The 22215-nt window shown below is 65.9% G+C and carries 26 protein-coding genes and 1 other RNA gene; 11 read left to right on the top strand and 16 right to left on the bottom strand.

The window, feature by feature from the left end:
- Window positions 1-45 precede the first annotated feature (45 nt).
- The 4 genes from ffs to KTQ37_RS10875 all read right to left on the bottom strand — a co-directional run bounded on the left by ffs (window position 46) and on the right by KTQ37_RS10875 (window position 2747).
- An RNA gene (gene ffs / locus KTQ37_RS10890) (signal recognition particle sRNA small type) lies at window positions 46-144 on the bottom strand.
- Between the two features lie 202 nt (window positions 145-346).
- Complete coding sequence (locus tag KTQ37_RS10885) at window positions 347-994, bottom strand: HAD family hydrolase (RefSeq protein WP_218630544.1); 648 nt, start codon at window positions 992-994, stop codon at window positions 347-349.
- Window positions 991-1554, bottom strand: a complete 564-nt coding sequence (rsmD, locus tag KTQ37_RS10880; RefSeq protein ID WP_218630543.1) for a 16S rRNA (guanine(966)-N(2))-methyltransferase RsmD — start codon at window positions 1552-1554, stop codon at window positions 991-993. The genes KTQ37_RS10885 and rsmD overlap by 4 nt, the downstream gene beginning before the upstream one ends.
- Entirely contained in the window at window positions 1551-2747 is a 1197-nt protein-coding gene (locus KTQ37_RS10875; protein ID WP_218630542.1) for an NAD(P)/FAD-dependent oxidoreductase, read from the bottom strand. Before KTQ37_RS10875 ends, rsmD begins: the two co-directional genes overlap by 4 nt.
- Before the next feature lie 76 nt (window positions 2748-2823).
- Here KTQ37_RS10875 and KTQ37_RS10870 point away from each other — a divergent pair, with 76 nt between their 5' ends.
- On the top strand, window positions 2824-3312 hold the full coding sequence (locus tag KTQ37_RS10870) for a peroxiredoxin (protein ID WP_218630541.1): 489 nt from the start codon (window positions 2824-2826) through the stop codon (window positions 3310-3312).
- 72 nt (window positions 3313-3384) lie between these two features.
- On the opposite strand, the gene KTQ37_RS10865 is transcribed toward KTQ37_RS10870, so the two are convergent.
- The 6 genes from KTQ37_RS10865 to smc all read right to left on the bottom strand — a co-directional run bounded on the left by KTQ37_RS10865 (window position 3385) and on the right by smc (window position 10329).
- On the bottom strand, window positions 3385-3744 hold the full coding sequence (locus KTQ37_RS10865; RefSeq protein ID WP_218630540.1) for a 4a-hydroxytetrahydrobiopterin dehydratase: 360 nt from the start codon (window positions 3742-3744) through the stop codon (window positions 3385-3387).
- A 54-nt stretch (window positions 3745-3798) separates the two neighbouring features.
- Window positions 3799-4959 carry a GNAT family N-acetyltransferase gene (locus KTQ37_RS10860; protein WP_218630539.1) on the bottom strand — a complete coding sequence of 387 codons (1161 nt, stop codon included), beginning with the start codon at window positions 4957-4959 and terminating at the stop codon, window positions 3799-3801.
- A gap of 41 nt (window positions 4960-5000) precedes the next feature.
- Entirely contained in the window at window positions 5001-5762 is a 762-nt protein-coding gene (locus KTQ37_RS10855) for a glycerophosphodiester phosphodiesterase family protein (RefSeq protein WP_218630538.1), read from the bottom strand.
- Window positions 5759-6217, bottom strand: coding sequence for a RidA family protein (locus KTQ37_RS10850; RefSeq protein WP_218630537.1), 459 nt, complete (start codon window positions 6215-6217; stop codon window positions 5759-5761). The genes KTQ37_RS10855 and KTQ37_RS10850 overlap by 4 nt, the downstream gene beginning before the upstream one ends.
- A gap of 53 nt (window positions 6218-6270) precedes the next feature.
- The gene (locus KTQ37_RS10845) at window positions 6271-6783 is read right to left on the bottom strand and encodes a hypothetical protein (protein WP_218630536.1); all 513 of its coding nucleotides are present in this window, start codon (window positions 6781-6783) and stop codon (window positions 6271-6273) included.
- Window positions 6784-6870: 87 nt separating this feature from the next.
- Window positions 6871-10329, bottom strand: coding sequence for a chromosome segregation protein SMC (gene smc, locus KTQ37_RS10840; protein WP_218630535.1), 3459 nt, complete (start codon window positions 10327-10329; stop codon window positions 6871-6873).
- 181 nt (window positions 10330-10510) lie between these two features.
- Between smc and KTQ37_RS10835 the strand changes: the two genes are divergently transcribed.
- Window positions 10511-10867, top strand: coding sequence for a CidA/LrgA family protein (locus KTQ37_RS10835; RefSeq protein ID WP_218630534.1), 357 nt, complete (start codon window positions 10511-10513; stop codon window positions 10865-10867).
- Window positions 10860-11576, top strand: a complete 717-nt coding sequence (locus KTQ37_RS10830; protein WP_218630533.1) for an LrgB family protein — start codon at window positions 10860-10862, stop codon at window positions 11574-11576. The genes KTQ37_RS10835 and KTQ37_RS10830 overlap by 8 nt, the downstream gene beginning before the upstream one ends.
- On the opposite strand, the gene KTQ37_RS10825 is transcribed toward KTQ37_RS10830, so the two are convergent.
- The 6 genes from KTQ37_RS10825 to KTQ37_RS10800 are packed head-to-tail and all read right to left on the bottom strand — an operon-like array spanning window position 11573 to window position 15344.
- Window positions 11573-12220 carry a trimeric intracellular cation channel family protein gene (locus tag KTQ37_RS10825; protein WP_218630532.1) on the bottom strand — a complete coding sequence of 216 codons (648 nt, stop codon included), beginning with the start codon at window positions 12218-12220 and terminating at the stop codon, window positions 11573-11575. The genes KTQ37_RS10830 and KTQ37_RS10825 overlap by 4 nt on opposite strands.
- Window positions 12217-12675 (bottom strand): ribonuclease HI, encoded by a 459-nt coding sequence (rnhA, locus tag KTQ37_RS10820; protein WP_218630531.1) that lies wholly within the window; start codon window positions 12673-12675, stop codon window positions 12217-12219. Before rnhA ends, KTQ37_RS10825 begins: the two co-directional genes overlap by 4 nt.
- Before the next feature lie 3 nt (window positions 12676-12678).
- Entirely contained in the window at window positions 12679-13281 is a 603-nt protein-coding gene (locus tag KTQ37_RS10815; protein ID WP_218630530.1) for a LysE family translocator, read from the bottom strand.
- A complete protein-coding gene (gene ispH / locus KTQ37_RS10810; protein WP_218630529.1) occupies window positions 13278-14231 on the bottom strand; it encodes a 4-hydroxy-3-methylbut-2-enyl diphosphate reductase in 954 nt (317 codons plus the stop codon). The genes KTQ37_RS10815 and ispH overlap by 4 nt, the downstream gene beginning before the upstream one ends.
- 54 nt (window positions 14232-14285) lie before the next feature.
- Complete coding sequence (locus tag KTQ37_RS10805; RefSeq protein WP_218630528.1) at window positions 14286-14729, bottom strand: YqaA family protein; 444 nt, start codon at window positions 14727-14729, stop codon at window positions 14286-14288.
- 51 nt (window positions 14730-14780) lie between these two features.
- The gene (locus KTQ37_RS10800) at window positions 14781-15344 is read right to left on the bottom strand and encodes a LabA-like NYN domain-containing protein (protein WP_218630527.1); all 564 of its coding nucleotides are present in this window, start codon (window positions 15342-15344) and stop codon (window positions 14781-14783) included.
- Window positions 15345-15439: 95 nt separating this feature from the next.
- Here KTQ37_RS10800 and folK point away from each other — a divergent pair, with 95 nt between their 5' ends.
- The 8 genes from folK to rnc all read left to right on the top strand — a co-directional run bounded on the left by folK (window position 15440) and on the right by rnc (window position 22134).
- Window positions 15440-16099: a 2-amino-4-hydroxy-6-hydroxymethyldihydropteridine diphosphokinase gene (gene folK, locus KTQ37_RS10795; RefSeq protein ID WP_328799725.1), complete on the top strand. Its 660-nt coding sequence runs from the start codon at window positions 15440-15442 to the stop codon at window positions 16097-16099.
- 40 nt (window positions 16100-16139) lie between these two features.
- Window positions 16140-16493: a DNA-directed RNA polymerase subunit omega gene (gene rpoZ / locus KTQ37_RS10790; RefSeq protein WP_218630526.1), complete on the top strand. Its 354-nt coding sequence runs from the start codon at window positions 16140-16142 to the stop codon at window positions 16491-16493.
- Window positions 16494-16532: 39 nt separating this feature from the next.
- On the top strand, window positions 16533-18650 hold the full coding sequence (locus tag KTQ37_RS10785) for a RelA/SpoT family protein (RefSeq protein WP_218630525.1): 2118 nt from the start codon (window positions 16533-16535) through the stop codon (window positions 18648-18650).
- Window positions 18651-18679: 29 nt separating this feature from the next.
- Window positions 18680-19363 (top strand): DUF2062 domain-containing protein, encoded by a 684-nt coding sequence (locus KTQ37_RS10780; RefSeq protein ID WP_218630524.1) that lies wholly within the window; start codon window positions 18680-18682, stop codon window positions 19361-19363.
- 92 nt (window positions 19364-19455) lie between these two features.
- A complete protein-coding gene (locus tag KTQ37_RS10775) occupies window positions 19456-20202 on the top strand; it encodes a pyridoxine 5'-phosphate synthase (RefSeq protein ID WP_218630523.1) in 747 nt (248 codons plus the stop codon).
- A gap of 4 nt (window positions 20203-20206) precedes the next feature.
- Window positions 20207-20608, top strand: a complete 402-nt coding sequence (gene acpS, locus KTQ37_RS10770) for a holo-ACP synthase (RefSeq protein WP_218630522.1) — start codon at window positions 20207-20209, stop codon at window positions 20606-20608.
- A gap of 57 nt (window positions 20609-20665) precedes the next feature.
- Window positions 20666-21448 carry a signal peptidase I gene (lepB, locus tag KTQ37_RS10765; RefSeq protein ID WP_218630521.1) on the top strand — a complete coding sequence of 261 codons (783 nt, stop codon included), beginning with the start codon at window positions 20666-20668 and terminating at the stop codon, window positions 21446-21448.
- Entirely contained in the window at window positions 21445-22134 is a 690-nt protein-coding gene (gene rnc, locus KTQ37_RS10760; RefSeq protein WP_218630520.1) for a ribonuclease III, read from the top strand. The genes lepB and rnc overlap by 4 nt, the downstream gene beginning before the upstream one ends.
- Window positions 22135-22215 lie beyond the last annotated feature (81 nt).

Genomic DNA, 22215 nt, shown 5'->3' with positions numbered 1-22215 from the left:
GCAGTCTATCCGCGGGGCGGGCCAAGTCAAACCGATGTGGAGAGAGGGTGAGAGGCTGGACATCGACCCAAGCGGGGCTCGTTGCGGCTGCTTCCTTCCGGACCTGACCGGGTTGGCGAGGCGCTCGCCCGCGCCAACCTCTCGCGGCTGGATATAGGGGCATGCGACCGGATTCGCAAGCCTTCCGCCGTCGCGCGGGACATTCTTGTCCGGTCGGGTGAGGGGGCGCTGCCCCCTCGGCGCTTCGCGCCTCACCCCCGAGGTATTTCAACAAGGAGAAATGAGTGTTCTTCTTCGCGAAAATACCTCGCGGGGGTCCGGGGGTGCGAAACCCCCGGCTGCAAGGTCAGATCCCAAGAAGCGAAGGGACTTTACGCATGGCTGTGAAAATCTCCGCCCCTTCGGCAGCCAGTCTTGGATTGGGGCCATGGGGCGCAAAACCAAGGCAGCGCATTCCCGCGGCGCGCGCCGCGCGGGCGCCGGTTGGGCTGTCCTCGATAACGACGCAACGCGAGGGATCGGCGCCAAGGCTGCGTGCCGCAATCAGGTAGAGGTCGGGCGCGGGCTTCGGACAACCCAGATCCTGTCCCGAGAATAGCCGCCCCTCGAGCCGCGCCCTGATATCGGGGTGTTGCCCGAGGGTCGCCTCCATCTTGGCCATCCGGCCGTTTGAGCCGACTGCGTAGGGAATGCCCTTCGCGTCGAGCGTATCGAGGAGATCCCGTATCCCCGGCATAAGCTCTGTCCCCGAGCGCAGGCGCGCGTAGAGCCTCTCATAATAGCTTTCCACCCAATCGGTGGGCAGATGGGCGCCCAGAGCGCGGCCCTGACGGGCGACCCCTTCGATGGTGCCGCCGATGAACATCTGCTCCAGTTCCGCGATACTGAGCTTGAGGCCGTAGGTGGCGAAATCCTCCTGGATCAGCGCGAAGGTCGCGGGTTCGCTGTCGACAAGGACGCCGTCGCAATCGAACAGAACGGCGGAGGGTTTCATGCGGGCATCCGGGCTAGGGTAACGAGCGTGTCGCCATACTTGCGCTGGTCGATCTGTTCGAGCGGCGCAGGCACCGCGGGGGGCAGGCTTTCCTCCCAGACGATCATCGCGCCCGGCGCGATCCAGCCGTTCTCGAGGCAGGAAGCCAGGGCTTTCTCCCCCAACCCCTTGCCATAGGGCGGGTCGAGGAAGATCAGATCGTAGCCCGCGCCCCGGCAGGGACCCATGTTCGTGGCATCGCGTCGCCACACATCGGTCACGCCCATGGCCCGCATCAGCTCGATATTGCGGCGCAAGAGCGCGCGCGATGCCGCGCCGTCATCGACGAAAGCCACCCGCGCCGCGCCGCGCGAGAGTGCTTCGAGCCCGAGTGCGCCGGTGCCGGCGAACAGATCCAGCACGCGCGCACCGGGCACCGGGTTGCCGTGGGTGCCGTTGATGAGCAGGTTGAAGATCGACTCGCGCACGCGATCCGTCGTCGGACGCAGATGTGCACGCGCGTCGCCTTCGCCGACCTCGGCCAGTTTCAGGCCGCGTTTCTCGCCTCCGATGATCCTCATTTCATCAACGCCTTCAGGTCGGTCGTAGAGGCAACCTCGTCCGGTGAGACCTGCTTGCCCCCCTCGATCAGACGTTTGCCGATCATGTAGGCGCGGGCGTCGTTCAGCGCGTCGACCGCGATCAACTGGCCTGTGCGGAAGTACCAGAAGCTTTGACCGTCCCCGCCTCTGGTCACGACCTGATCGTACCCCGCGTTGAGGCCAGCGATTTGCAGCTTGGCGTCGAATTGGTCCGACCAGAACCACGCTTTCGGAGCATAGGCGCGGCTCGCCCCCAGCATGTTCTCGGCCACGGTCTCGGCCATGTCGATGGCATTACCCACCGATTCCAACCGGATGCGTCCATCGCCGGAGGGGAACGAGGCGCAATCGCCCGCCGCCCAGATCGCCGGGTCCGAGGTGCGGCAGTTGGCATCCACCTTGATCCCGTTCTCGACCTCCAGACCTGCCGCCTCGGCGAGGGCGCTGGCCGGGGTGACGCCAATCCCGACGATGACGAAATCGGCCTCGATCACCCGGCCATCGGCCAGCTCTGCACCGGTCACGCGGTCGGTTCCAGTCAGGCGCGTGAGGCCGGTGCCCTCGATAACCTCAACCCCACGCGCGTTGTGCAGCGCGCGGATCGCGTCGGCTGTCTCAGCGCAGGCCACGCGCCCAAGGATGCGCGGAGCGGCCTCGATCACGGTGACGGTCAGCCCAAGCTTGCGGGCGACGGCGGCGGCCTCAAGCCCGATATAGCCCCCGCCAATCACCACGAGGCGCCGCCCCGCGACGAACTCGGGCGCCATAGCATCGACATCGGCCAAGGTGCGCACGACATGAACGCCGGGAAGGCGGCCGCCGATGCCCTCCGGCAGCCAGCGCGGCGTGGCGCCGGTGCAGAGCGCAAGCTGGTCATAGCCAAGCACCTCGCTGCCCATCCGCACCTGCCGCGCGGCGCGGTCGATCGCGGTCACGCGCGTGCCGGTCATCAGGCGGATGTTGTTGGCAGCCCACCAGTCGTCAGCGCGCAGGGTCAGGCGCTCCAGCGGCATATCGCCGAGCAGATAGGCCTTCGAGAGCGGCGGGCGCTGGTAGGGGGGCACCGGTTCGTCGCCGATGATCGTCACTTCCCACGCATAGCCAAGCGTGCGTAGCTTTGCCGCCATCGAGGCCGCCGCCTGCCCGCCCCCCACAATCACGATGCCTGCCATACCATCACCTCTGGTCACTTTCCGCGCCGACCCTATATCCTCCGGGCAAACCTGTGCAACGCGAAGGGAGAAACACATGGGTATTACGGTAGGGGACAAGCTTCCCGGCGCCACGCTGCTGAAAATGGGAGAGAACGGGCCGGAAGCCGTCGATCTGGGCGCCAAGCTGGCGGGCCGCCGCGTGGTGCTGTTTGGTCTGCCGGGGGCCTACACCGGGCCTTGCACGACCGCCCATGTCCCCTCGTTCATCCGCACCAAGGACAAGCTGATGGCCAAGGGTGTGGATGAGATCATCTGCCTCGCGGTCAACGATCCCTTCGTGCTCAAGGCCTGGGGTGAGTTCACCGGCGCGACGGCGGCGGGCATCACCATGCTGGGCGATTCGGAATGTGCCTTCACCAAGGCGATCGGGATGGATTTCACCGCCCCGCCGATCGGCCTGATCAACCGCTCGTCGCGCTACGCGATGCTGGTCGAGGACGGTGTCGTCAAGGTACTCAACAAGGAGGAGAACGGCGGCGTGTGCGAAACCTCTTCGGGCGAGACGATGCTCGAGTCGTTCTGACAAGGGCAGGCGGGGGGGGGGGGCGCCCGCCCCCCCCCCCCCCCCCCCGGGCGCCTGCGCAGGCAGGCGCAATCAGGCCTGACCGCAAAGACAGGCGATGGGCTGCGAATGGTCCTGCTCGATCACCGCCTCGGACGGCAGCGCATCCAGCGCGCGGGCCAGTTCCACATCGAGAATGCTCATCCCGCCGCAGCTATGCGTGCTGAGCGTGACATCCACGACATTGAACACGTTACGCCAGTCCGGGTGGTGGTTCATCTTCTCGGAGATCAGCGCCGCGCGGGACATGAACCCCCAAGCCTGTGAGAAATTGCGGAATTTCCAGACCTTGCGGATCGCGTCCGCCTCCGGGTCGGCGCGCCAGCCGGTCTCTTCCAAAGGTGGCAGCAGAGCCTGCCGCTCATCGAGGGAAAGAAGTTCAACCTTCGCCATGGTATCCTCCTTTTTTATCCACATAGCGCGCCGCAGCGGGCGGCCAAGCATTTCTTAGCCGCCGCGAAACGGACCAAGATCGGTGAGTGCGGCGATATCTTCCTCAACGGCCGCGCGCTCGGCCTCAAGATAATCCGCGACGGCGTGGCGCAAGCCCGGGTGCCCGATCCAGTGCAGCGAATGGGTCGGCACGGGAAGGTATCCGCGCGCCAGTTTGTGTGCGCCCTGGGCCCCCGCCTCAACCCGCGCCAACCCCTGCGCGATGGCCCAGTCCACCGCCTGATGGTAACAAAGTTCGAAGTGCAGAAAGGCATGGTCTTCGACGCAGCCCCAGTAACGGCCGAAAAGTGCCTCGCGCCCGATCAGGTTCAGCGCCCCGGCGACGGGCTGGCCATCGCGCTCGGCGATCACCAAAAGCACATCGTCGCGCATCTCGTGCAGCAGATCGAAGAACGCCCGCGTCAGGTAGGGGAGACCCCATTTGCGGCTGCCGGTGTCTTGATAGAATTCCCACATCGCCTGCCAGTGCGCGGGCTCGATCGCCTCGCCGGTCAGCGCGCGGATCGTGCCGCCGAAAGCCTGCGCCCGCGCGCGCTCCTTGCGGATGGCCTTGCGCTTGCGCGAGGACAGATCCTCCAGGAAATCGTCGAATGAACCATAGCCGCGGTTGAACCAGTGAAACTGCTGGCCAAGCCGATAGAGGTAGTCGGCGCCGCTGCCGAGGGCAGCCTCATCTGCGGTACAGAAGGTGACATGGGCCGAGGAGATCCCGGCATTCCCGGTGATCTGCGCCATTCCCGCCAGCAGCGCCGCGCGCCCCTCGACCTCATGCCCCGGTCGGGTCAGCAGCCGCCGCCCGGTGACCGGTGTGAAAGGCACCGCGCATAGCAGCTTGGGATAGTAGCGCCCGCCGGCCCGCTCGAAGGCATCGGCCCAGGAGTGGTCAAAGACATATTCGCCCTGGCTGTGCGACTTGAGGTAAAGCGGCGCCACGGCGATGATCTCACTGCCTTTCGAGGCGATCATCGGGCGCGGCTCCCACCCGGTTCCCGGCCCGACCGAGCCGGAGGCCTCAAGCGCGCTCAGGAAACGGTGGGTCGTGAACGGGTCGCGGGCGCGCCCATCCTCGGCCTCGGGACAGGCGCAAGCGTCCCAGACCGCCGCCGGGAGTTCGCGAACCCCGGATAAAAGCGTGATTTCAACTGCTTCGCTCATGCCTTTTCCTTTTGCCAAAGGTGGCATGACGTGGCGTCACGTCAAGGGAGCGACGCCGCATATCCCTCGAACGTGACATTCTGGGCGACCTTGCGCGCACGGGCCTCGGCATCGGTGGATCGGATCGTCCAGCACAGGATTGCCGCCCCCTGCGATCTCAGTTCGGCCACGCGCGCGGCGCCCAGATCGGCCGCCTCGTGCGAGATGAAGCAGGCCCCCACGGCGTCATAATCGGGGATGAGCGCCAGCCGCGCACGTACGGCGGCGGGCAGCAGCGGCCAGTCCTCGGCGCGGTAGGCCGAGGTGGTCAGGCCGACCGGAACTTCGGGCGCCGCCGCGTGGAAGGCCGCCACCGAATGTGGATTGAAGGACATCACCGCAACCGGTCCCTGATAGTCGCGAAGGGCCTCGGCGACGGCGCGCTCCATTGGGCCAACATCGGTCCCCATCGCGCCGTCCTGGTCCTTGAGTTCGATCAGCAGCGGCACGGCGCCGCCGACGATCTTGAGCACCTCGGCCAATGTAGGAATGCCATCCTCGGCATCAAGCAGGCGGATGGCACCAAGTTCGCGCGCGGTAAAGGCCCGCACGCGGCCCGGCACGCCGGTCAGGCGGCGCAGGTCGTAGTCGTGAAACACCATCGGCACCCCGTCGGCCGAGGGCTGGATGTCGATCTCGATCCCGTACCCCGCCGTAACCGCCGCGCGCACGGCAGCGCGGCTGTTCTCGGGGCGGCCCGCTGCACGGTCATGCAACGCGCGATGCGCGATCGGGGCGCGCAGAAACGCCGCGGGCAGCATCATTCGACCTCGAAGATCCCCTCGATCTCGATGGCGACGCCAAGCGGCAGAGAGGCCGCCGAGACCGCCGAGCGCGCATGGCGTCCTGCCTCGCCGAAGACCTCGACCATCAGGTCGGAGCAGCCGTTGATCACCTTGGGCTGGTCGATGAAGTCAGCGGTCGAGTTCACGAAACCCACCAGCTTGACCACGCGCTTGATCCGGTCGAGATCGCCAAGCGCCGCCTTGGCCTGCGCGATCAGCGCCAGCCCGCAGAACCGTGCGGCCAGCGCGCCCTCGCTCACATCCATATCGGCGCCAAGGCGGCCCTTGATCAGCCCCTCGGGGCCGTTCGAGATCTGGCCCGAGACGAAAAGCTGATTTCCGCTGCGCACGAAGGGCACGTAATTGGCCGCGGGCGCGGGCGCGCCGGGCAGGGTGATGCCGAGTTCGCTCAGGCGGGCGTCGATGCGGGACATGAAAAACCTCCGTGCTGGTGTTGCACGGAGGTTAGGCGCAGGCGCGTGGACGCTCAAGAGCCGTTATGCACCGCAATGGTTTGCGGGATCGCCGGCCCGGCCAGAACCTGCGAGAGTTTCGCGGAGGCGACGCGGAAGGCCTTGGTGATCGGGGTCAGCATGAGGGCAAGGAAGCTCATTTCCCAATAGATGGTCAGCGGGATGACGGCGAAGATCATCAGGCCCTGCGCTTCGGTCAGGGACTCGACCGGCAGCAGCAGGATGACGGCAGCCGATGCACCGATTTCGATCAACAGGGCTACGGTCAGCAGGATATGCGCCATCAGCGCCTGCTTGATGCCCACCGGATGATAGAGCCAGTCGGGTACCCGGTGCCGCAGCGCCAGCCCCATGCTCGGGATCAGCGAGCCAAACAGCACCGCCGCCAGCAAGAAGATGTTGTCGCCGCGCATGATGGCCATCGGCATCAGCACGAAACCCGCCGCGAAAACCCCGATCCCATGCAGACCCGTCAGGCGGGCGCTGGAGGCGTGCATCATTTCGGAGGTCTTGGACAGGAACTTCATGGCCGGAGTCCTTTCTATCGGGCTCCTTACACTTTGTTCACCAATCTGGGCGCGATCTGGGCGAGATTGGGGTAATTTCGGTTCCCGTCAGGCTACAAGCTGCTCGGCGCGCTTGAGATCGACCGAGACGAGCTGGCTGACGCCCTGTTCCTGCATGGTCACACCGAACAGGCGATCCATCCGGCTCATGGTCACTGCGTGGTGGGTGATGATCAGGAACCGCGTGTCGGTGCGGCGCGTCATTTCATCCAGCAGGTCGCAGAATCGGGTGACGTTGGCGTCGTCAAGCGGTGCGTCCACCTCGTCGAGCACGCAGATCGGCGCGGGGTTGGCCAAGAACACCGCGAAGATCAGCGCCATCGCGGTCAGCGTCTGCTCGCCCCCCGACAGCAGCGACAGCGTCGAAAGCTTCTTACCCGGCGGCTGGCACATGATCTCAAGCCCCGCTTCCAGCGGATCGTCGGATTCCACCAGTTGCAGGTTCGCGGTGCCGCCACCGAAAAGGTGGGTGAAGAGCGTGCGGAAGCTTTCGTTGACCTGCTCGAAGGCGGTCAGCAGGCGTTCACGCCCCTCGCGGTTAAGGCCCGCGATACCCGCGCGCAGCTTGCGGATGGCCTCTTCGAGATCGGACTTTTCCTTGACCAGCGTGTCGTACTCGGTCTGCACCTCGCGGGCGTCTTCCTCGGCGCGCAGGTTGACCGCGCCAAGCGCCTCTCGTTGGCGCTTGAGGCGGGCGACCTCGACCTCGAGCGTCTCGGAGTCGGGCATTTTGTCGGGGTCGGAGCCAAGCGTTTCAAGCAGCGCCTCGGGCGTCTGTTCCGTCTCTTCCATGATCCGCTCGGCGGCATAGGCGACGGTTTCACGCGCGGCATCCACACGGGCCTCGGCGCGGGCGCGGGCCTCGCGGGCCTCGCCGGCCAGACGCTCGGCCTCGCGCTCGGCAATCTGGGCCTCGCGCAGCGCGCCCTCGGCAGCGGAAAGCCGGTCAGTCGCCGCGGCCTTGCGCGCCTCGGCGGTGGCGATGGCCTCGTTCAGCTCCTCGCGCTTGGCGGCAAGTTCTTCGGGCATGGCGGCCGCGTCTTCCAACTCGGCCTCGGTCTCCTCGCGGCGCAACGCCAGTTCGGCCGAGCGTTTCTCGGCGGTCTCAAGGCGGTGCTTCCAGCCCGAGATTTCCTTGGTCACCTCCTGACGGCGGCGCAGGCGGGCCTCGCCCTCGCGGCGGATCTCGTCATGGGCCGAGCGGCGGGTGAGCATGGTCACGCGCGCGGCCTCGACCGTCATCTTGATCGCATCCACCTCGGAGCGCGCGGCATCGAGATCGGGCAGGGCGGCCAGTTGTCCCTCGGCCTCGGCCAGCGCCATGCGCGCAGCGCTGGCGGCTTCCTCGTGGCGCTTCACGGCAAGGCGCGCGCTTTCCACCTTGCCCGCCGAGATCGAGCGTTCGGCCTCGGCCCGGCTCAGCGCGCGGCCCGCCTCGGCCAGGCGCTGGTCAGCGGCACGGCGGGCCTCGCGGGCGCGGGCATCGGCGGCCGAAGCATCGGCCAGTTGCCGGGTCAGCATCTCATGCGCCTGCCGCGCACCCTCGGCGCGGGCCGCTACCTCTTCGAGGTCGCGCTTGAGTTCGACAAGACGGTTGAGCTGTTGCAGACGCAGGGCGGCGGCTGTCGGCGCATCTTCGGCCCCGGCGCGGAAGCCGTCCCACCGCCACAGATCGCCCGCCATCGACACCAGCCGCTGGCCGGGTTTCAACTGCGCCTGTAGCCGCGTGCCCTCGTCGCGGTCGGCCACAAGCCCGATCTGCGAGATGCGGCGGCCCAGAACCGCGGGCACATCGACATGGGCCGAAAGCGGCTCGACCCCAACCGGCAGGCCCTGCGCGGCGTCATATTCGGGCAGCAGGCCCCAGCCGGATTTCGCGCCCGCATCCACCTCTGGGGCGCGCAGATCGTCGGCCAAGGCCGCACCAAGCGCGGCCTCATAGCCCTTGTCCACGCGCACGCGGTCGAGCAGCTGCTTGCCGGTCGCGGCCTCGCGTTCGACCAGGCGGGCAAGGGCGGCCACCTCGGCGCGCAACGCGCCAGCCTCGCCCTCGGCCTCTGAGCGCATGGCGCGGGCGACGCTTTCGCGCGATTGCACCTCGGCGCGGGCCTCTTCGGCAGCGGCCAGCGCCTCTTCGGCGATCTCGGCGGCCTCGACGGCCTCTTCCTGCGCGGATTGCGCCGCCTCGAAAGCCTCGCCCGCATGATCGAGCGCCTCTTGCGCGGCTTCGGCGGCCTCACTGGCACGCGCGGCTTCGGTTTCCGACTTCTCGGCAGTGGTGCGGCTGTCGGCGACAAGGCGCTGCGCCGACTGGTGGCGCGCGGCCAGGCGGGCGACATCCTCGGTCAACTCGCTCAGCGTGGCCTCGCGGTCTTGCAGGACCGAGGACGCTTCCGACGCGGCATCGGCGGCGGCCGACAGCTTGTCCTCATGCCCCTCGGCAGCCTTGATCAGCTGCCCCATCTCCCAGTCGAGCCGTTCGATCGTCTCGCCCGCATCGCGGTTCAGACCCGCCTCGCGCTCCATATCGCGGTCAAGTTGCAAGATGCGCGATTTCAGCGTCTCGATGCGCTGCGCGGCCTGCGTTTCCTGATCCGTCAGCTGGTCGCGCTGCACGACTAGGCGCTGGAGGATCGCACCCGCAATTGCCTCTTCCTCGCGCAGGGGGGGCAGGGCGTCTTCACGGGTGGCGCGGTCCTTGGCACTGGCACGGGCGGCGAGTTCGGCCTGCGCCGCGCCCTGCATCCGTTCGCGCCAGAGGCCCTCGGCCTCACCCCGTGCGGCCTCGGCCTCGCGCCAGCGGCGATAGAGCAGCGCGCCCTCGGCCTTGCGCAGATCGTCGCCGATCTCGCGGTAGCGCGCGGCCTGACGCGCCTGACGGGCAAGCTGCGCCAGTTGCTGGCCCAATTGCTCGATCACGTCATCGACGCGCAGCAGGTTCTGCTCGGCCCCGTTCAGCTTCAGCTCGGCCTCGTGGCGGCGCTGGTAGAGGCCCGAGATCCCGGCGGCTTCCTCAAGGATGCGGCGGCGCGCCTTGGGCTTGGCGTTGATCAGCTCGGCAATCTGGCCCTGGCGCACCAGCGCGGGCGAATGCGCGCCGGTCGAGGCGTCGGCGAACAGCATCTGCACGTCGCGCGCGCGCACATCCTTGGTGTTGACCTTATAGGCCGAGCCCGCGTCGCGCGTGATCCGGCGCACGATTTCCAGCGTGTCGGCCTCGTTGAAGCCCGACGGGGCGAGGCGCTCGGTATTGTCGATCTGTAGCGAGACCTCGGCGAAGTGCCGTGCGCCACGGGTGGCGGCACCGGCGAAGATCACGTCTTCCATCCCGCCGCCGCGCATGGCCGAGGGGCGGTTTTCGCCCATCACCCACCGCAGCGCCTCAAGCAGGTTCGACTTGCCGCAGCCGTTCGGCCCGACGACCCCGGTCAGCCCGTCATGGATCACCAGATCCGTGGGATCCACGAAGCTTTTGAAGCCATTCAGTCTGAGGCGGGTGAAACGCAAGCCGGGGCCTTTCCGAATCCTGAAACAGTGCCGAGTGTCGGGCGCACGGCCCTCTGAGTCAACGCCGTGCCCCATGATCTGGCGGTTTCGCGCGGCTTATCCACAAGATATGCGCGGATTTCGGCTTTCGGGCCTGCGCAATCGGGCTTAGCCTAGGAACGGGAAACCAAAGGGGGCGCGCATGGTCGGGGCACTTGCCATCATTCTTTTGTTCCAGCTTGCGGGCGAGGTGATTTCGCGCGCGGGGCATTTGCCGCTGCCCGGCCCGGTGCTTGGAATGGTTGGGCTGGTGGTCGCGCTGTCCGTGTCAACGCGGCTGCGCGAGTTGATCCGGCCCACGGCGCAGGGGGTGCTGCAGAACCTGTCGCTGTTGTTCGTGCCTGCGGGCGTGGGGGTGGTGGCGCATATGCCCACGCTCGCCTCTTACGGGGTGGCGTTGGGGGTGGCGCTGGTGGTCTCGACGCTTCTGGCCATCGTGGTGGGGGCGGTGACCTTCACCTGGGTCGCGCGCCTTGTCGGGAGCCGCGCCGATGACTGACGCCGCGCTGATCTGGTCCTACCTCGCCTCGAAGCCGCTCCTGTGGCTTTGCGCGACGCTCTTTGCCTATTGGGCGGGGGATGCGATCTTTCGCCGCTCGGGGCGCAAGCCCTGGGCCAATCCGGTGATGATCGCTGTCATCCTGCTTGCGGTGCTGCTGGGGCTGACCGGCACCGAATACCAAAGCTATTTCGAGGGCGCGCAGTTCGTCCATTTCATGCTCGGCCCGGCGACGGTCTGCCTTGCCGTGCCCTTGCAGGCCAACCTGGGTGCGGTACGGCGGGCGCTGGTGCCGATCGTAGTGGCGCTGCTGGCGGGGTCGTTCACGGCGGTCTTCTCGGCGCTGGCGATTGCCTGGGCATTCGGGGCGGATACCGCGCTTCTAGCGGCGCTCGCACCGAAGTCGGCCACGGCGCCGGTGGCCATCGGGATATCGGAATCACTTGGCGGGGCGCCGACGCTGACCGCCGTGCTGGTGTTGCTGACCGGCATGATCGGAGCGATTTTCGTCACTCCCATGCTCAACGCGCTTGGGCTGAAGGACTGGCGCGCGCGGGGCTTTGCCACGGGGGTCGCGGCGCATGGCATCGGCACGGCGCGCGCCTTTCAGGTGCATGATACGGCGGGGGCCTTTGCCTCAATCGGCATGGGGCTGAACGCGGTGCTGACCGCCTTCCTTGCGCCGCTGGTGCTCCGGCTGTTCCTTTAGCCGCGCGTGCGGGGCGGGCGGGCCTTGTAGACCGGCAGGCTCCAGCCGAACCGCAACGAGCCCGCACGCAGTGCAAACGTTACCAGCCCGCAGCCGATCAGCGCAGGCAACCCGGCAAAGCCAAGCGCCGTCAGGATCAGCGCGGCGGCGGCACCGGCAAAGGCGCAGCTTAGATACAGCTCACCCTGTTTCAGAGTCAGTGGAACCTCGTTGCAGACCACATCGCGCATCAAGCCGCCAAAGCTGCCGGTAATGACGCCCATGATCAGCACGATCACCGGGCCATGGCCAAGCGCCATCGTCACGGCAACACCCGCGGGCACCGCCACCGCCAGCGCGCAGGCATCGAGCCAGAGTAGCGCGCGATAGCGGCTTTCCAGCAGATGCGCGGTGAAGAATACCAGAACAGCGGCGGCCGCGATCAGCAGGATGAAGCCCGGTCGCCCGACCCAGAAAACCGGGTCGCGCCCCAGCAGCAGATCGCGCAGCGTGCCCCCGCCGACCGCCGTCAGCGCGGCGATGAAGATGAAACCCACGACATCAAGCTGCTGGCGCGAGGCCACCAGCGCCCCGGTCAGCGCGAAGATCAGCACCGATGCATAGTCGAGCATCGCCCCGACCGGCAGGCCCGCCAGCCCGCTCATGCCTTGACCTTGAAGGGCGCCATGCCGGCGCGGGCAAGCTCATCCGCGCGCTCGTTCTCGGCGTGGCCGGCGTGGCCCTTGATCCATTTCCAGGTGACCCGGTGGCGGGCCTGCGCCTCGTCCAGGCGCTGCCACAGATCGACGTTCTTGACCGGCTTCTTGTCGGCGGTTTTCCAGCCGTTGCGCTTCCAGCCGTGGATCCAGCTGGTCACGCCGTTCTTCACATAGGCCGAGTCGGTGGTGATCGTTATGGCGACATCGCGGCTGAGGCGCTCAAGCGCGTTGATCGCGGCCAGCAGTTCCATCCGGTTGTTGGTGGTGTCGGCCTCGCCGCCCGAAAGCTCACGCTCCTTGACGATGCGCTCGCCATCCATTGCGCGCAGAAGCACCCCCCAGCCACCGGGGCCGGGGTTGCCCGAACAGGCGCCATCGGTCCATGCGTAAAGATCGGGCATGGGTCAGGCGCGCTCCATCGCAAGTCGCAGGCCAAGGGCCGCGAAAGAGGCAGCAAAGGCGCGGCGCAGCCAGGCCATGACAGCGGGGCGCGACAACACGGCCTGCCGCCCCGAGGCCGCAAGCGTCGCGTAGCCCACGAAGACCGCGAAGGTCATAACGGCAAAGCCTCCGCCAAGCGCCGCCATCACCTCGATCCCGTAGGTGGGCGCCATGAATTGCGGCAGGAAAGCCATGAAGAACATCGGAATCTTGGGGTTGAGCAGGTTCAGTGTCACGCCACGCCGCACGATTCGGGCGACGTTTTCGGGTTCTGCCGCGCGCAGCTCAAGCCCGCCCCGGCCCTTCAGCGTGCCCCAGGCCATCCACATCAGGTAGCCCACGCCCGCGAATTTCACCGCCTGAAACAGCACGGCCGAGCTGTGCAGCACCGCCGCCAGCCCCGCCATCGCCACGCCCAGATGCACCAGCGTCGCCAGCGTGCAGCCGACCGAGGCCCAGATGCCCGCGCGCAGCCCCTGCCCAAGCGCGACCGAGAGCGTGTAGACCACGCCAATCCCCGGAGCGAGGCAGACGATCAGGACGGTCAGGAAATACTCGATGCTCATGAAGCTTCCCTCAGAACGCGCGGAACCTTGAATTCGATATCTTCGCGCGCGGTCTCAACCAGTTCAACCGTCAGATCGAAACGGTCGCGGAAAGCGTCGATGACCTCGTTGATCAGCACCTCGGGTGCAGAGGCCCCGGCGGTCACGCCGACCGTGCGCACGCTGCCCAGTGCACGCCAGTCGATGTCGGTCGCGCGCTGCACAAGCTGTGAGTAGCCGCAGCCCGCGGCGCTGCCCACCTCGACCAGGCGGCGCGAGTTCGAGGAGTTCGGCGCGCCAATCACCAGGAGCGCCTCGATCCGCGGGGCGATGGTCTTGACCGCAGCCTGACGGTTGGTGGTGGCGTAGCAGATGTCTTCCTTGGCGGGGCCGACGATGCTTGGGAAGCGCGCCTGTAAGGCGGCCACGATGCCCGCCGTGTCATCGACCGAAAGCGTGGTCTGGGTGATGAAGGCCAGACGATCCGGGTCGCGCGGCGTCAGCGTGGCGACATCGGCGACGGTCTCGACCAGCAGCACCTCGCCCTCGGGCAGCTGGCCCATGGTGCCCAGAACCTCGGGGTGGCCAGCATGGCCGATCATGACCATTTGCAGGCCCTCGGCGTGGTGGCGCTCGGCCTCGATATGAACCTTGGACACAAGCGGGCAGGTGGCGTCCACAAAGACCATGTGGCGGCGCCGCGCCTCGGCGGGCACCGATTTCGGCACGCCATGCGCCGAGAAAATCACCGGGCGGTCATCTGGGCATTCGTCCAATTCCTCGACGAACACCGCGCCCTTGTCGCGCAGGCTGTCCACGACGAATTTGTTATGCACGATCTCGTGGCGGACATAGACCGGCGCGCCCCATTTCTCGAGCGCCATCTCGACGATCTTGATGGCGCGATCCACGCCCGCGCAAAAGCCGCGCGGGGCGGCGAGATAAAGGGTCAGTGCTGGCTTCATCGGCATCTCCTGTTGTCCCACAGGTATGCGGCGGGCGGCCCCAGGTCCAGAGGGGATGTGTCAGCCCGCACCCATGGCCTGTGCCGTCACCCATGCGACGGCGGCATAGCGCCCGGTCTTGGCCAGCGCGACCATCGGAATGAAGATCCACAGGTTCATGCGCAACACGCCCGCGACAAGGCAGGCCAGATCGCCCCCCGGTGCCCAACTGAGCAGCAAAACCCAGATGCCCCAGCGTTCGAACCAGCGATGCGCGCGCTCCATCTGCTGCGGCGTAGCCGGAAACCAGCGCCGGTCCGACCAGTGGTTCGCTCCGCGCCCAAACCCGTAGGTGATCAGCGCGCCAAGCGTATTGCCGACACCGGCAACCAGCAGCATCTGCCACACGGGTGCCAGCCCCGCCGTCTGCATCGCGACGAAGACAATTTCCGACTGCATCGGGATCGGCGAGGCTGCCAGCATCGCCGAGAAAAACAGTCCCAACAGTGAGGCGGTCTCTTCCATCGTCTTCCTCAGGGCGCGGCAGGCACCCGGCGCGGCAGATATAGAAAGAGATCAGGCGTTGGTCGAGGTCTCGGTTTCGCGCGGCTCGCGCGGCGGGCGTCCGATCACGTCGCGCAGCGCATCCAGCTCGATGAAATTATCGGCCTGACGGCGCAGCTCGTCCGCGATCATCGGCGGTTGCGAGCGAATCGTCGAAACGACCGAGACGCGCACACCCTGGCGCTGAAGCGCCTCGACGAGCGGGCGGAAATCGCCGTCGCCCGAGAACAGAACCGCATGATCGAGACGGGGCGCAAGCTCCATCGCGTTCACGGCAAGCTCGATGTCCATGTTGCCCTTGACCTTCCGGCGCCCCATCGAGTCGGTGTATTCCTTGGCCGGTTTCGTCACCATCGCGTAGCCGTTGTAATGCAGCCAGTCGACCAGCGGACGGATCGGTGAATACTCTTCGTTCTCGAGCAGGGCAGTATAATAGAAGGCCCGAACCAGCTTGCCGCGGCGCTCGAACTCCTGTCGGAGCAGTTTGTAGTCGATGTCGAACCCGAGCGACTTAGCCGCTGCGTAAAGGTTCGAACCATCGATGAACAGCGCAAGCCGTTCGTCTTTGTAAAACATCAAAATGTCCTTTACATCAGGCCTGCCGATGACGCCGTTGAGTGGTTGGCGCGGAAAATAAAATTGACCAATTACGCCGACAGGGCACGATTAGCATGTTAGGACATAGCAACAGCCGCGGCGCGAGGGTATCTACCTTTATGTATAGTAACACGTTTTTGGTTGCCCTAGGGTCAAATCTGCCTTCGGAAACAGGCTCCTCGGCGGAAACTGTCCGATCCGCGCTGGCAAACTTACCAGCCGAAGGGCTTCATCTTATGGCGGTGAGTCGCTTCTACCGCTCGCCTGCTTTTCCCGCCGGATCGGGGCCGGATTTCGTGAACGCCTGCGCCGTCGTGCGGGGGAATATGGGCGCGCCCGAAGCCTTGGCGGCGCTGCATCGGGTAGAAGAGGCGCTTGGACGCTCGCGCACCCATCGTTGGGAGGCCCGCAAGATCGACCTTGATCTGTTGGCGATGGGCGATGCGGTGTTGCCCGATCCCGAGACCTTAACCCGGTGGACGAACCTGCCGCTTGAGGCGCAGAAGTGCGAGACGCCCGATCAACTGATCGTGCCGCACCCGCGCATGGCGGATCGGGCTTTCGTGCTGATTCCCCTTGCCGAGATTGCGCCGCTCTGGCGCCACCCGGTTAGCGGAAAGACGGTTGCAGAGATGGTCTCGGCTCTGCCCGAGGCGGAAAAAGCGGGGCTGCAAGCGTTTGACCCGGCGAAGTCTGTGGATGAAACGCTTGTCAATACCTTTTGGAGCGCCTAAATAGGCCCCTCACACCTCCCAAGTCTGATTGGAGTTGCAGATGGCCCGCGTGACGGTTGAAGATTGCGTTGACAAGGTTCCGAACCGGTTCGAGCTGGTGATGCTCGCTGCCCACCGTGCGCGCGAAGTCGCCGCGGGTGCCGCGCTGACCGTGGATCGCGACAACGACAAGAACCCCGTCGTGGCGCTGCGCGAGATCGCGGAAGAGACCCAGGCCGCAGACGATCTGCGCGAGCGTCTGATCGAGTCGAACCAGACCCAGATCGAGGTCGACGAGCCGGAAGACGACGCCATGTCGCTGCTCATGGGCGGTGAGATGGATCGTCCGAAGGAAGACGACATGAGCGAAGAGCGCATGCTGCGCGCGCTGATGGACGCGCAGGGTCGCGGCTGATCGCCAGGAAACAGGCGCGAGGGGGGATCGCAGCGCGAAATGATCGACGTCGAAGACCTGATCGCGCTCGTTCGCAACTATAACCCGCGCACAAATTCCGAACTTATCCGCAAGGCCTATGCCTACGGTCTGAAAATGCATGAAGGGCAGTTCCGGCATTCGGGCGAGCCCTATTTCACCCATCCCGTCGCCGTTGCCGCCATCCTGACCGAGCAGCGGCTGGACGATGCCACGATCATCACCGCGCTTCTGCACGATACGATCGAGGACACGCGCTCGACCTATACCGAGGTCTCCGAGTTGTTCGGCATCGAGGTTGCGGAACTGGTCGATGGCGTGACCAAGCTGACCAACCTGCAACTGTCTTCGAACGCCTCGAAACAGGCGGAGAACTTCCGTAAGCTGTTCATGGCCATGTCCAAGGATCTGCGGGTGATCCTGGTGAAACTCGCCGACCGTCTGCACAACATGCGCACGATCAAGTCGATGCGCGTGGACAAGCAGGCGCAGAAGGCGCGCGAGACGATGGAGATCTTCGCGCCGCTGGCCGGGCGCATGGGTATGCAATGGATGCGCGAGGAACTGGAGGATCTGTCCTTCAAGGTCCTCAACCCCGAGGCGCGCACCTCGATCATCCGTCGCTTCGTCAGCCTGCAAAAGGAATCGGGCGACGTGATCCCCAAGATCACGCATGACATCCGCCACCTGCTGGAAGAGGCGCAGATCGACGCGGATGTCTTTGGCCGCGCCAAGCGCCCCTATTCGATCTGGCGCAAGATGGAGGAAAAGCAGCTTGCCTTCTCGCGGCTCTCCGACATCTACGGTTTTCGCGTCATCACCGCCTCCGAGATGGATTGCTACCGGGTTCTGGGGCTGATCCACCGCCGCTGGCGCGCGGTGCCGGGGCGGTTCAAGGATTACATCAGCCAGCCCAAGACGAACGGCTACCGCTCGATCCATACCACTGTGTCGGGCCGCGATGGCAAGCGTGTCGAGGTGCAGATCCGCACCCGGCAGATGCACGAGGTCGCCGAGGCGGGCGTGGCGGCGCACTGGTCCTACCGGGACGGGCAGCGCGCCGAGAACCCCTTTGCGGTCGATCCGGCGAAATGGCTCAACTCGCTGACCGAACGTTTTGCCGAGGGCGATCACGACGAGTTCCTCGAGAACGTGAAGCTCGAGATGTATTCCGATCAGGTGTTCTGCTTCACGCCCAAGGGCGACGTGATCAAGCTGCCCAAGGGCGCGACACCGATCGACTTCGCCTATGCGATCCACACCAGGATCGGCAATTCCTGCGTCGGCGCCAAGGTCGATGGCATTCGCGTGCCACTCTGGACCCGCCTCAAGAACGGTCAGTCGGTCGAGGTCATCACCGCCGCCGGGCAGCGCCCGCAGCCGACCTGGCTTGATATCGTGGCGACCGGCCGCGCCAAGGGCGCGATCCGCAAGAGCCTGCGCGAAGAGGATCGCTCGCGCTTCGTCAAGCTCGGGGCCGAGCTTGCCCGCGTGGCTTTCGAGCATGTCGGGCGCAAGGTCACCGACAAGGCGCTGCGCACCGCGGCCAAGGCGCTCGGGCTACCCGACGACATCGAACTGCTGGCCCGCCTCGGTTCGGCCGAATTGACCGCGCGCGAGGTGCTGGAGGCGCTGTACCCCGAACTTATCGCTCGCGGCGCCGAAACGATCGAGCCGACGCGTGCGGTGATCGGCCTTGGCGCGGATCAGAGCTTCCGCCGGGCCTGCTGCTGTCAGCCGCTTCCGGGCGAGCGGATCGTTGGCATCACCTATCGCGGTCAAGGCGTGGTCATCCACGCGATCGACTGCCCCGCGCTTGAGGAATTCGAAGAGCAGCCGGGTCGCTGGGTGGATCTGCACTGGCAGCCCGGACAGCACCCGCCGGTTTACTCGGCCACGCTCAAGCTGACGATTTCGAACGATGCCGGGGTGCTGGGACATATCTGCACCTTGATCGGGCAGCAGAAGGCAAATATCTCGGATCTGCAATTCATGGACCGCAAGCCGGATTTCTACTCGCTGATGGTTGAAGTCGAGATGCGGGATGTGGAACATTTGCATACGCTGCTCACGGCGCTCGAGGCCGAGACAGATGTGGCGCAGGTCCAGCGCTGGCGAGATCTGGCGCGCAAGCCCTGAGGCAGCCCTGGCGGGCGGAAGGAAGAACGGTGGTTTTCAAACGGCGCGAAAAACGCCCCTTCCTGAGCACCCTGCGCGAGTCAGTCTGGCCCCGCAGCGGCTGGACCCGCGCTTTTCACTACGTCAAACACCGCGTCAATCGCCTTCCTGATCAGCCGCATCGCATCGCGCGCGGGGTCTTCGCAGGCGTCTTCATCTCGTTCACGCCGTTTTTCGGGTTTCATTTTCTGACTGCGGCGGCAGTCGCGCTCATGGTGCGCGGCAATATCATCGCCTCGCTTCTTGCCACGTTCTTCGGCAATCCGATCACCTTTCCCATCATCGCCGTCAGCTCGGTCAAGCTGGGGCAGTGGATGCTCGGGCGCACGGTGGATGGCCATCAGGTCGATACACTGGGTGAGACCTTCCTCGCGGCCGGGCACGATCTGAAGCACAATATCGTCGCTGCCTTCACGCCCGCCCAGACCGAATGGGGCGGTCTGGCGCAGTTCTTCAACGATATCTGGCTGCCCTATCTGGTCGGCGGCTTCATTCCCGGCATCGTCTCGGGGCTGATCTGCTACTATGTCTCTTTGCCGATCATCGACGCCTACCAGAAGCGCCGGCGCACGCGGCTCAAGGAGCGGCTTGAGAAGATCCGCGCCAAACTTGCGCACAAGCGCGAAGAGCGCAAAGAGAACAACCGCCAGGAACCGCCGGCCGAAGACGTCTGAACGCCACCAGAATTCTTGGCAAAGCGTTCGGGATGCCCTTCAAACCGCCCCGGCTCTCGCGCATACTCCGCGCGCAATCTTCGGAGGACATCATGCTCCATTCGCTTCGTCTTGGCGTTAACATCGACCACGTCGCCACCATTCGCAACGCGCGCGGCTCGGCCTATCCGGACCCGCTGCGCGCCGCCAGGCTGGCGGAGGCCGCAGGCGCCGACGGGATCACCGCGCATCTGCGCGAGGATCGCCGCCATATTCGCGATGAGGACATGGCCGTTCTGAAAGCAGGGATCGGCATTCCGCTGAATTTCGAAATGGCGGCTACGCCGGAGATGCAGCGTATCGCGCTCGCGACGCGGCCCCATGCCGTATGCCTTGTGCCCGAAAAACGCGAGGAGCGCACGACCGAGGGCGGGCTCGATGTGGCGGGTGACGACAATCGTCTTGGCGATTTTATAGCGCCGTTGCGCGAAGCGGGGGCGCGGGTCTCCATGTTCATCGGCCACGACCCGCGGCAGATCGAGGCATCGGCCCGCATTGGCGCGGCGGTGGTCGAGCTGCACACCGGTCATTACTGCGATCTGCATTATGCCGGCCAATTCGCCGAACGCGATGCCGAGCTGGAGGCCCTGCGCGCCGGTGCCGCCTATGCCCATAGTCTCGGGCTAGAGGTTCACGCGGGCCACGGCCTGACCTTCGAGACCGTCGGCCCGATCGCCGAGATCAAGCAGGTGCGCGAACTGAACATCGGCCATTTCCTGATCGCGGAATCGGTCTTCATCGGGCTTGAAAACGCGATCAAGCAGATGCGCCACCTGATGGACGCCGCACGGGGCGAGTGAGCGGATGATCCTCGGCATCGGCACCGACCTCGCCAATATCGACCGGATCGCCGCGACGCTCGAACGCTTCGGCGACCGCTTCCGCCACCGTGTCTTCACCGAGACCGAGATTGCCAAGTCCGAGCGCCGCGCCGATACCGCCGGCACCTATGCGAAACGGTGGGCGGCGAAAGAGGCGTGCTCGAAAGCGCTTGGCACCGGGCTGCGCATGGGGATCGCCTGGAAGGACATGGGCGTGACGAATCTGCGCTCGGGCCAGCCGGTGATGGAGCTGACCGGATGGGCGGCCGAACGCCTGCGCGAGATGACGCCGCCGGGTCACTCCGCCATCGTTCACGTGACCTTGACCGACGATCACCCCTGGGCGCAGGCCTTCGTGGTGATCGAGGCGCGGCCGCTTCCTTGACTTGCGCGGCGCGGCGGGCCAAGGAAGGCGGAACTTTCAGACCAGGGCGGGAAAAGCATGGCGACGAAAACTGATGGCGGAGTTGTCGAGACGATCAAGACGGTCTTCTGGGCACTGCTGATCGCGGGCGTGTTCCGCACCCTGTTCTTCCAGCCGTTCTGGATCCCCTCGGGCTCGATGAAGGACACGCTGCTGATCGGCGATTTCCTTTTCGTCAACAAGATGGCATATGGCTATTCGGCGCATAGCTGCCCGTTCTCGGCCTGCCCGATCGAGGGCCGCCTATTTGGCTCCGAGCCCGAGCGCGGTGATGTCGTGGTCTTCCGCCACCCGACCCGCGGCGTCGATTTCATCAAGCGGGTCGTCGGTTTGCCGGGCGACCGCGTGCAGGTGATCGACGGCGTGCTGCAAATCAACGGCTCGCCCGTGCAGGTGCAAGATGGCGGCCAGTTCACCGAAGTGAAGGACCTGCAGGGCCCGCAGGGGTTGATGCCGCGCTGCTCCAACGATCCGGTCGGGCAGGGCGGAACCTGCATCAAGGAGCGCAAGATCGAGACGCTGCCCAATGGCGCGACCCATTCGATCCTGAACATCACCAACAACTGGGTGGCCGATAATACGCCCGTCTTCGCCGTCCCCGAGGGCCAGTATTTCTTCATGGGCGACAACCGCGACAACTCGGAAGACAGCCGTTTCCCGGCTGCCGCCGGTGGGCTTGGCTTCGTTCCCGCGGAGTATCTGATCGGTCGCGCTGACCGGGTGATGTTCTCCTCCGCGGGCCGCTCGCTCTTCTTCTTCTGGACCTGGCGTCCGGACCGCTTCTTCAAGGCGATCGAGTGAAGATCGGCGCAGATATCGAGGCCTTCATGGGGCGCCTCGGGCATCGTTTCGCGCGGCCCGAGGTGCTGGTGCGCGCGCTGACGCATTCCTCGATCGGCTCGGCCACGCGGCCCGACAACCAGCGGCTTGAGTTTCTGGGCGACCGCGTTCTGGGCCTGACCATGGCCGAAGCGCTGTTTCGTGCTGACAAGTCCGCCTCCGAAGGGCAGTTGGCGCCGCGCTTCAATGCGCTGGTGCGCAAGGAAACCTGCGCCGATGTCGCGCGCCAGATCGATCTTGGCGCCGTGCTCAAGCTCGGCCGGTCCGAGATGATGTCAGGCGGGCGCCGCAAAGAGGCCCTCTTGGGTGACGCGATGGAGGCGGTGATCGCCGCTGTCTATATCGATGCGGGGTTCGAGGCTGCCCGCGATCTGGTGCTGCGGCTCTGGGGTGACCGGATCGACGCCGTCGAGGAAGATGCCCGCGACGCCAAGACTGCGCTTCAGGAATGGGCGCAGGCGCGCGGCCTGCCGCCGCCGAAATACGTCACCGTCTCGCGCGAGGGCCCGGACCACGCGCCCGTCTTCACCATCGAGGCGCAACTGGCCAATGGTGAGGTCGAACGCGCCGCCGCCAAGGCCAAACGTCAGGCCGAACAGGCCGCCGCCAAGGCCCTTCTGGCTCGGCTGGAGGCGCCGCAGGGCTGATTTCGCCACCCCGCCTTCGCCCTGCTGATGCGGCGGCCATCTGTATCCGGCTGCAATCCCTTCTGCCCCCGGCCGCCGCAA

It is taken from the genome of Sedimentimonas flavescens (genome assembly GCF_019264375.1).
Classification (GTDB): Bacteria; Pseudomonadota; Alphaproteobacteria; order Rhodobacterales; family Rhodobacteraceae; genus Rhodobacter; species Rhodobacter flavescens.
Note: the sequence above shows the minus strand (reverse complement) of the source record. Positions and strands in the feature narration are given on the sequence as shown.

Excerpts from the sequence above, each read along its gene's own strand:
- KTQ37_RS10885 (WP_218630544.1), bottom strand. The coding sequence starts at position 994 with ATGAAACCCTCCGCCGTTCTGTTCGATTGCGACGGCGTCCTTGTCGAC.
- rsmD (WP_218630543.1), bottom strand. The coding sequence starts at position 1,554 with ATGAGGATCATCGGAGGCGAGAAACGCGGCCTGAAACTGGCCGAGGTC.
- KTQ37_RS10875 (WP_218630542.1), bottom strand. The coding sequence starts at position 2,747 with ATGGCAGGCATCGTGATTGTGGGGGGCGGGCAGGCGGCGGCCTCGATG.
- KTQ37_RS10870 (WP_218630541.1), top strand. The coding sequence starts at position 2,824 with ATGGGTATTACGGTAGGGGACAAGCTTCCCGGCGCCACGCTGCTGAAA.
- KTQ37_RS10865 (WP_218630540.1), bottom strand. The coding sequence starts at position 3,744 with ATGGCGAAGGTTGAACTTCTTTCCCTCGATGAGCGGCAGGCTCTGCTG.
- KTQ37_RS10860 (WP_218630539.1), bottom strand. The coding sequence starts at position 4,959 with ATGAGCGAAGCAGTTGAAATCACGCTTTTATCCGGGGTTCGCGAACTC.
- KTQ37_RS10855 (WP_218630538.1), bottom strand. The coding sequence starts at position 5,762 with ATGATGCTGCCCGCGGCGTTTCTGCGCGCCCCGATCGCGCATCGCGCG.
- KTQ37_RS10850 (WP_218630537.1), bottom strand. The coding sequence starts at position 6,217 with ATGTCCCGCATCGACGCCCGCCTGAGCGAACTCGGCATCACCCTGCCC.
- KTQ37_RS10845 (WP_218630536.1), bottom strand. The coding sequence starts at position 6,783 with ATGAAGTTCCTGTCCAAGACCTCCGAAATGATGCACGCCTCCAGCGCC.
- KTQ37_RS10835 (WP_218630534.1), top strand. The coding sequence starts at position 10,511 with ATGGTCGGGGCACTTGCCATCATTCTTTTGTTCCAGCTTGCGGGCGAG.
- KTQ37_RS10830 (WP_218630533.1), top strand. The coding sequence starts at position 10,860 with ATGACTGACGCCGCGCTGATCTGGTCCTACCTCGCCTCGAAGCCGCTC.
- KTQ37_RS10825 (WP_218630532.1), bottom strand. The coding sequence starts at position 12,220 with ATGAGCGGGCTGGCGGGCCTGCCGGTCGGGGCGATGCTCGACTATGCA.
- rnhA (WP_218630531.1), bottom strand. The coding sequence starts at position 12,675 with ATGCCCGATCTTTACGCATGGACCGATGGCGCCTGTTCGGGCAACCCC.
- KTQ37_RS10815 (WP_218630530.1), bottom strand. The coding sequence starts at position 13,281 with ATGAGCATCGAGTATTTCCTGACCGTCCTGATCGTCTGCCTCGCTCCG.
- ispH (WP_218630529.1), bottom strand. The coding sequence starts at position 14,231 with ATGCCGATGAAGCCAGCACTGACCCTTTATCTCGCCGCCCCGCGCGGC.
- KTQ37_RS10805 (WP_218630528.1), bottom strand. The coding sequence starts at position 14,729 with ATGGAAGAGACCGCCTCACTGTTGGGACTGTTTTTCTCGGCGATGCTG.
- KTQ37_RS10800 (WP_218630527.1), bottom strand. The coding sequence starts at position 15,344 with ATGTTTTACAAAGACGAACGGCTTGCGCTGTTCATCGATGGTTCGAAC.
- folK (WP_328799725.1), top strand. The coding sequence starts at position 15,440 with ATGTTAGGACATAGCAACAGCCGCGGCGCGAGGGTATCTACCTTTATG.
- rpoZ (WP_218630526.1), top strand. The coding sequence starts at position 16,140 with ATGGCCCGCGTGACGGTTGAAGATTGCGTTGACAAGGTTCCGAACCGG.
- KTQ37_RS10785 (WP_218630525.1), top strand. The coding sequence starts at position 16,533 with ATGATCGACGTCGAAGACCTGATCGCGCTCGTTCGCAACTATAACCCG.
- KTQ37_RS10775 (WP_218630523.1), top strand. The coding sequence starts at position 19,456 with ATGCTCCATTCGCTTCGTCTTGGCGTTAACATCGACCACGTCGCCACC.
- acpS (WP_218630522.1), top strand. The coding sequence starts at position 20,207 with ATGATCCTCGGCATCGGCACCGACCTCGCCAATATCGACCGGATCGCC.
- lepB (WP_218630521.1), top strand. The coding sequence starts at position 20,666 with ATGGCGACGAAAACTGATGGCGGAGTTGTCGAGACGATCAAGACGGTC.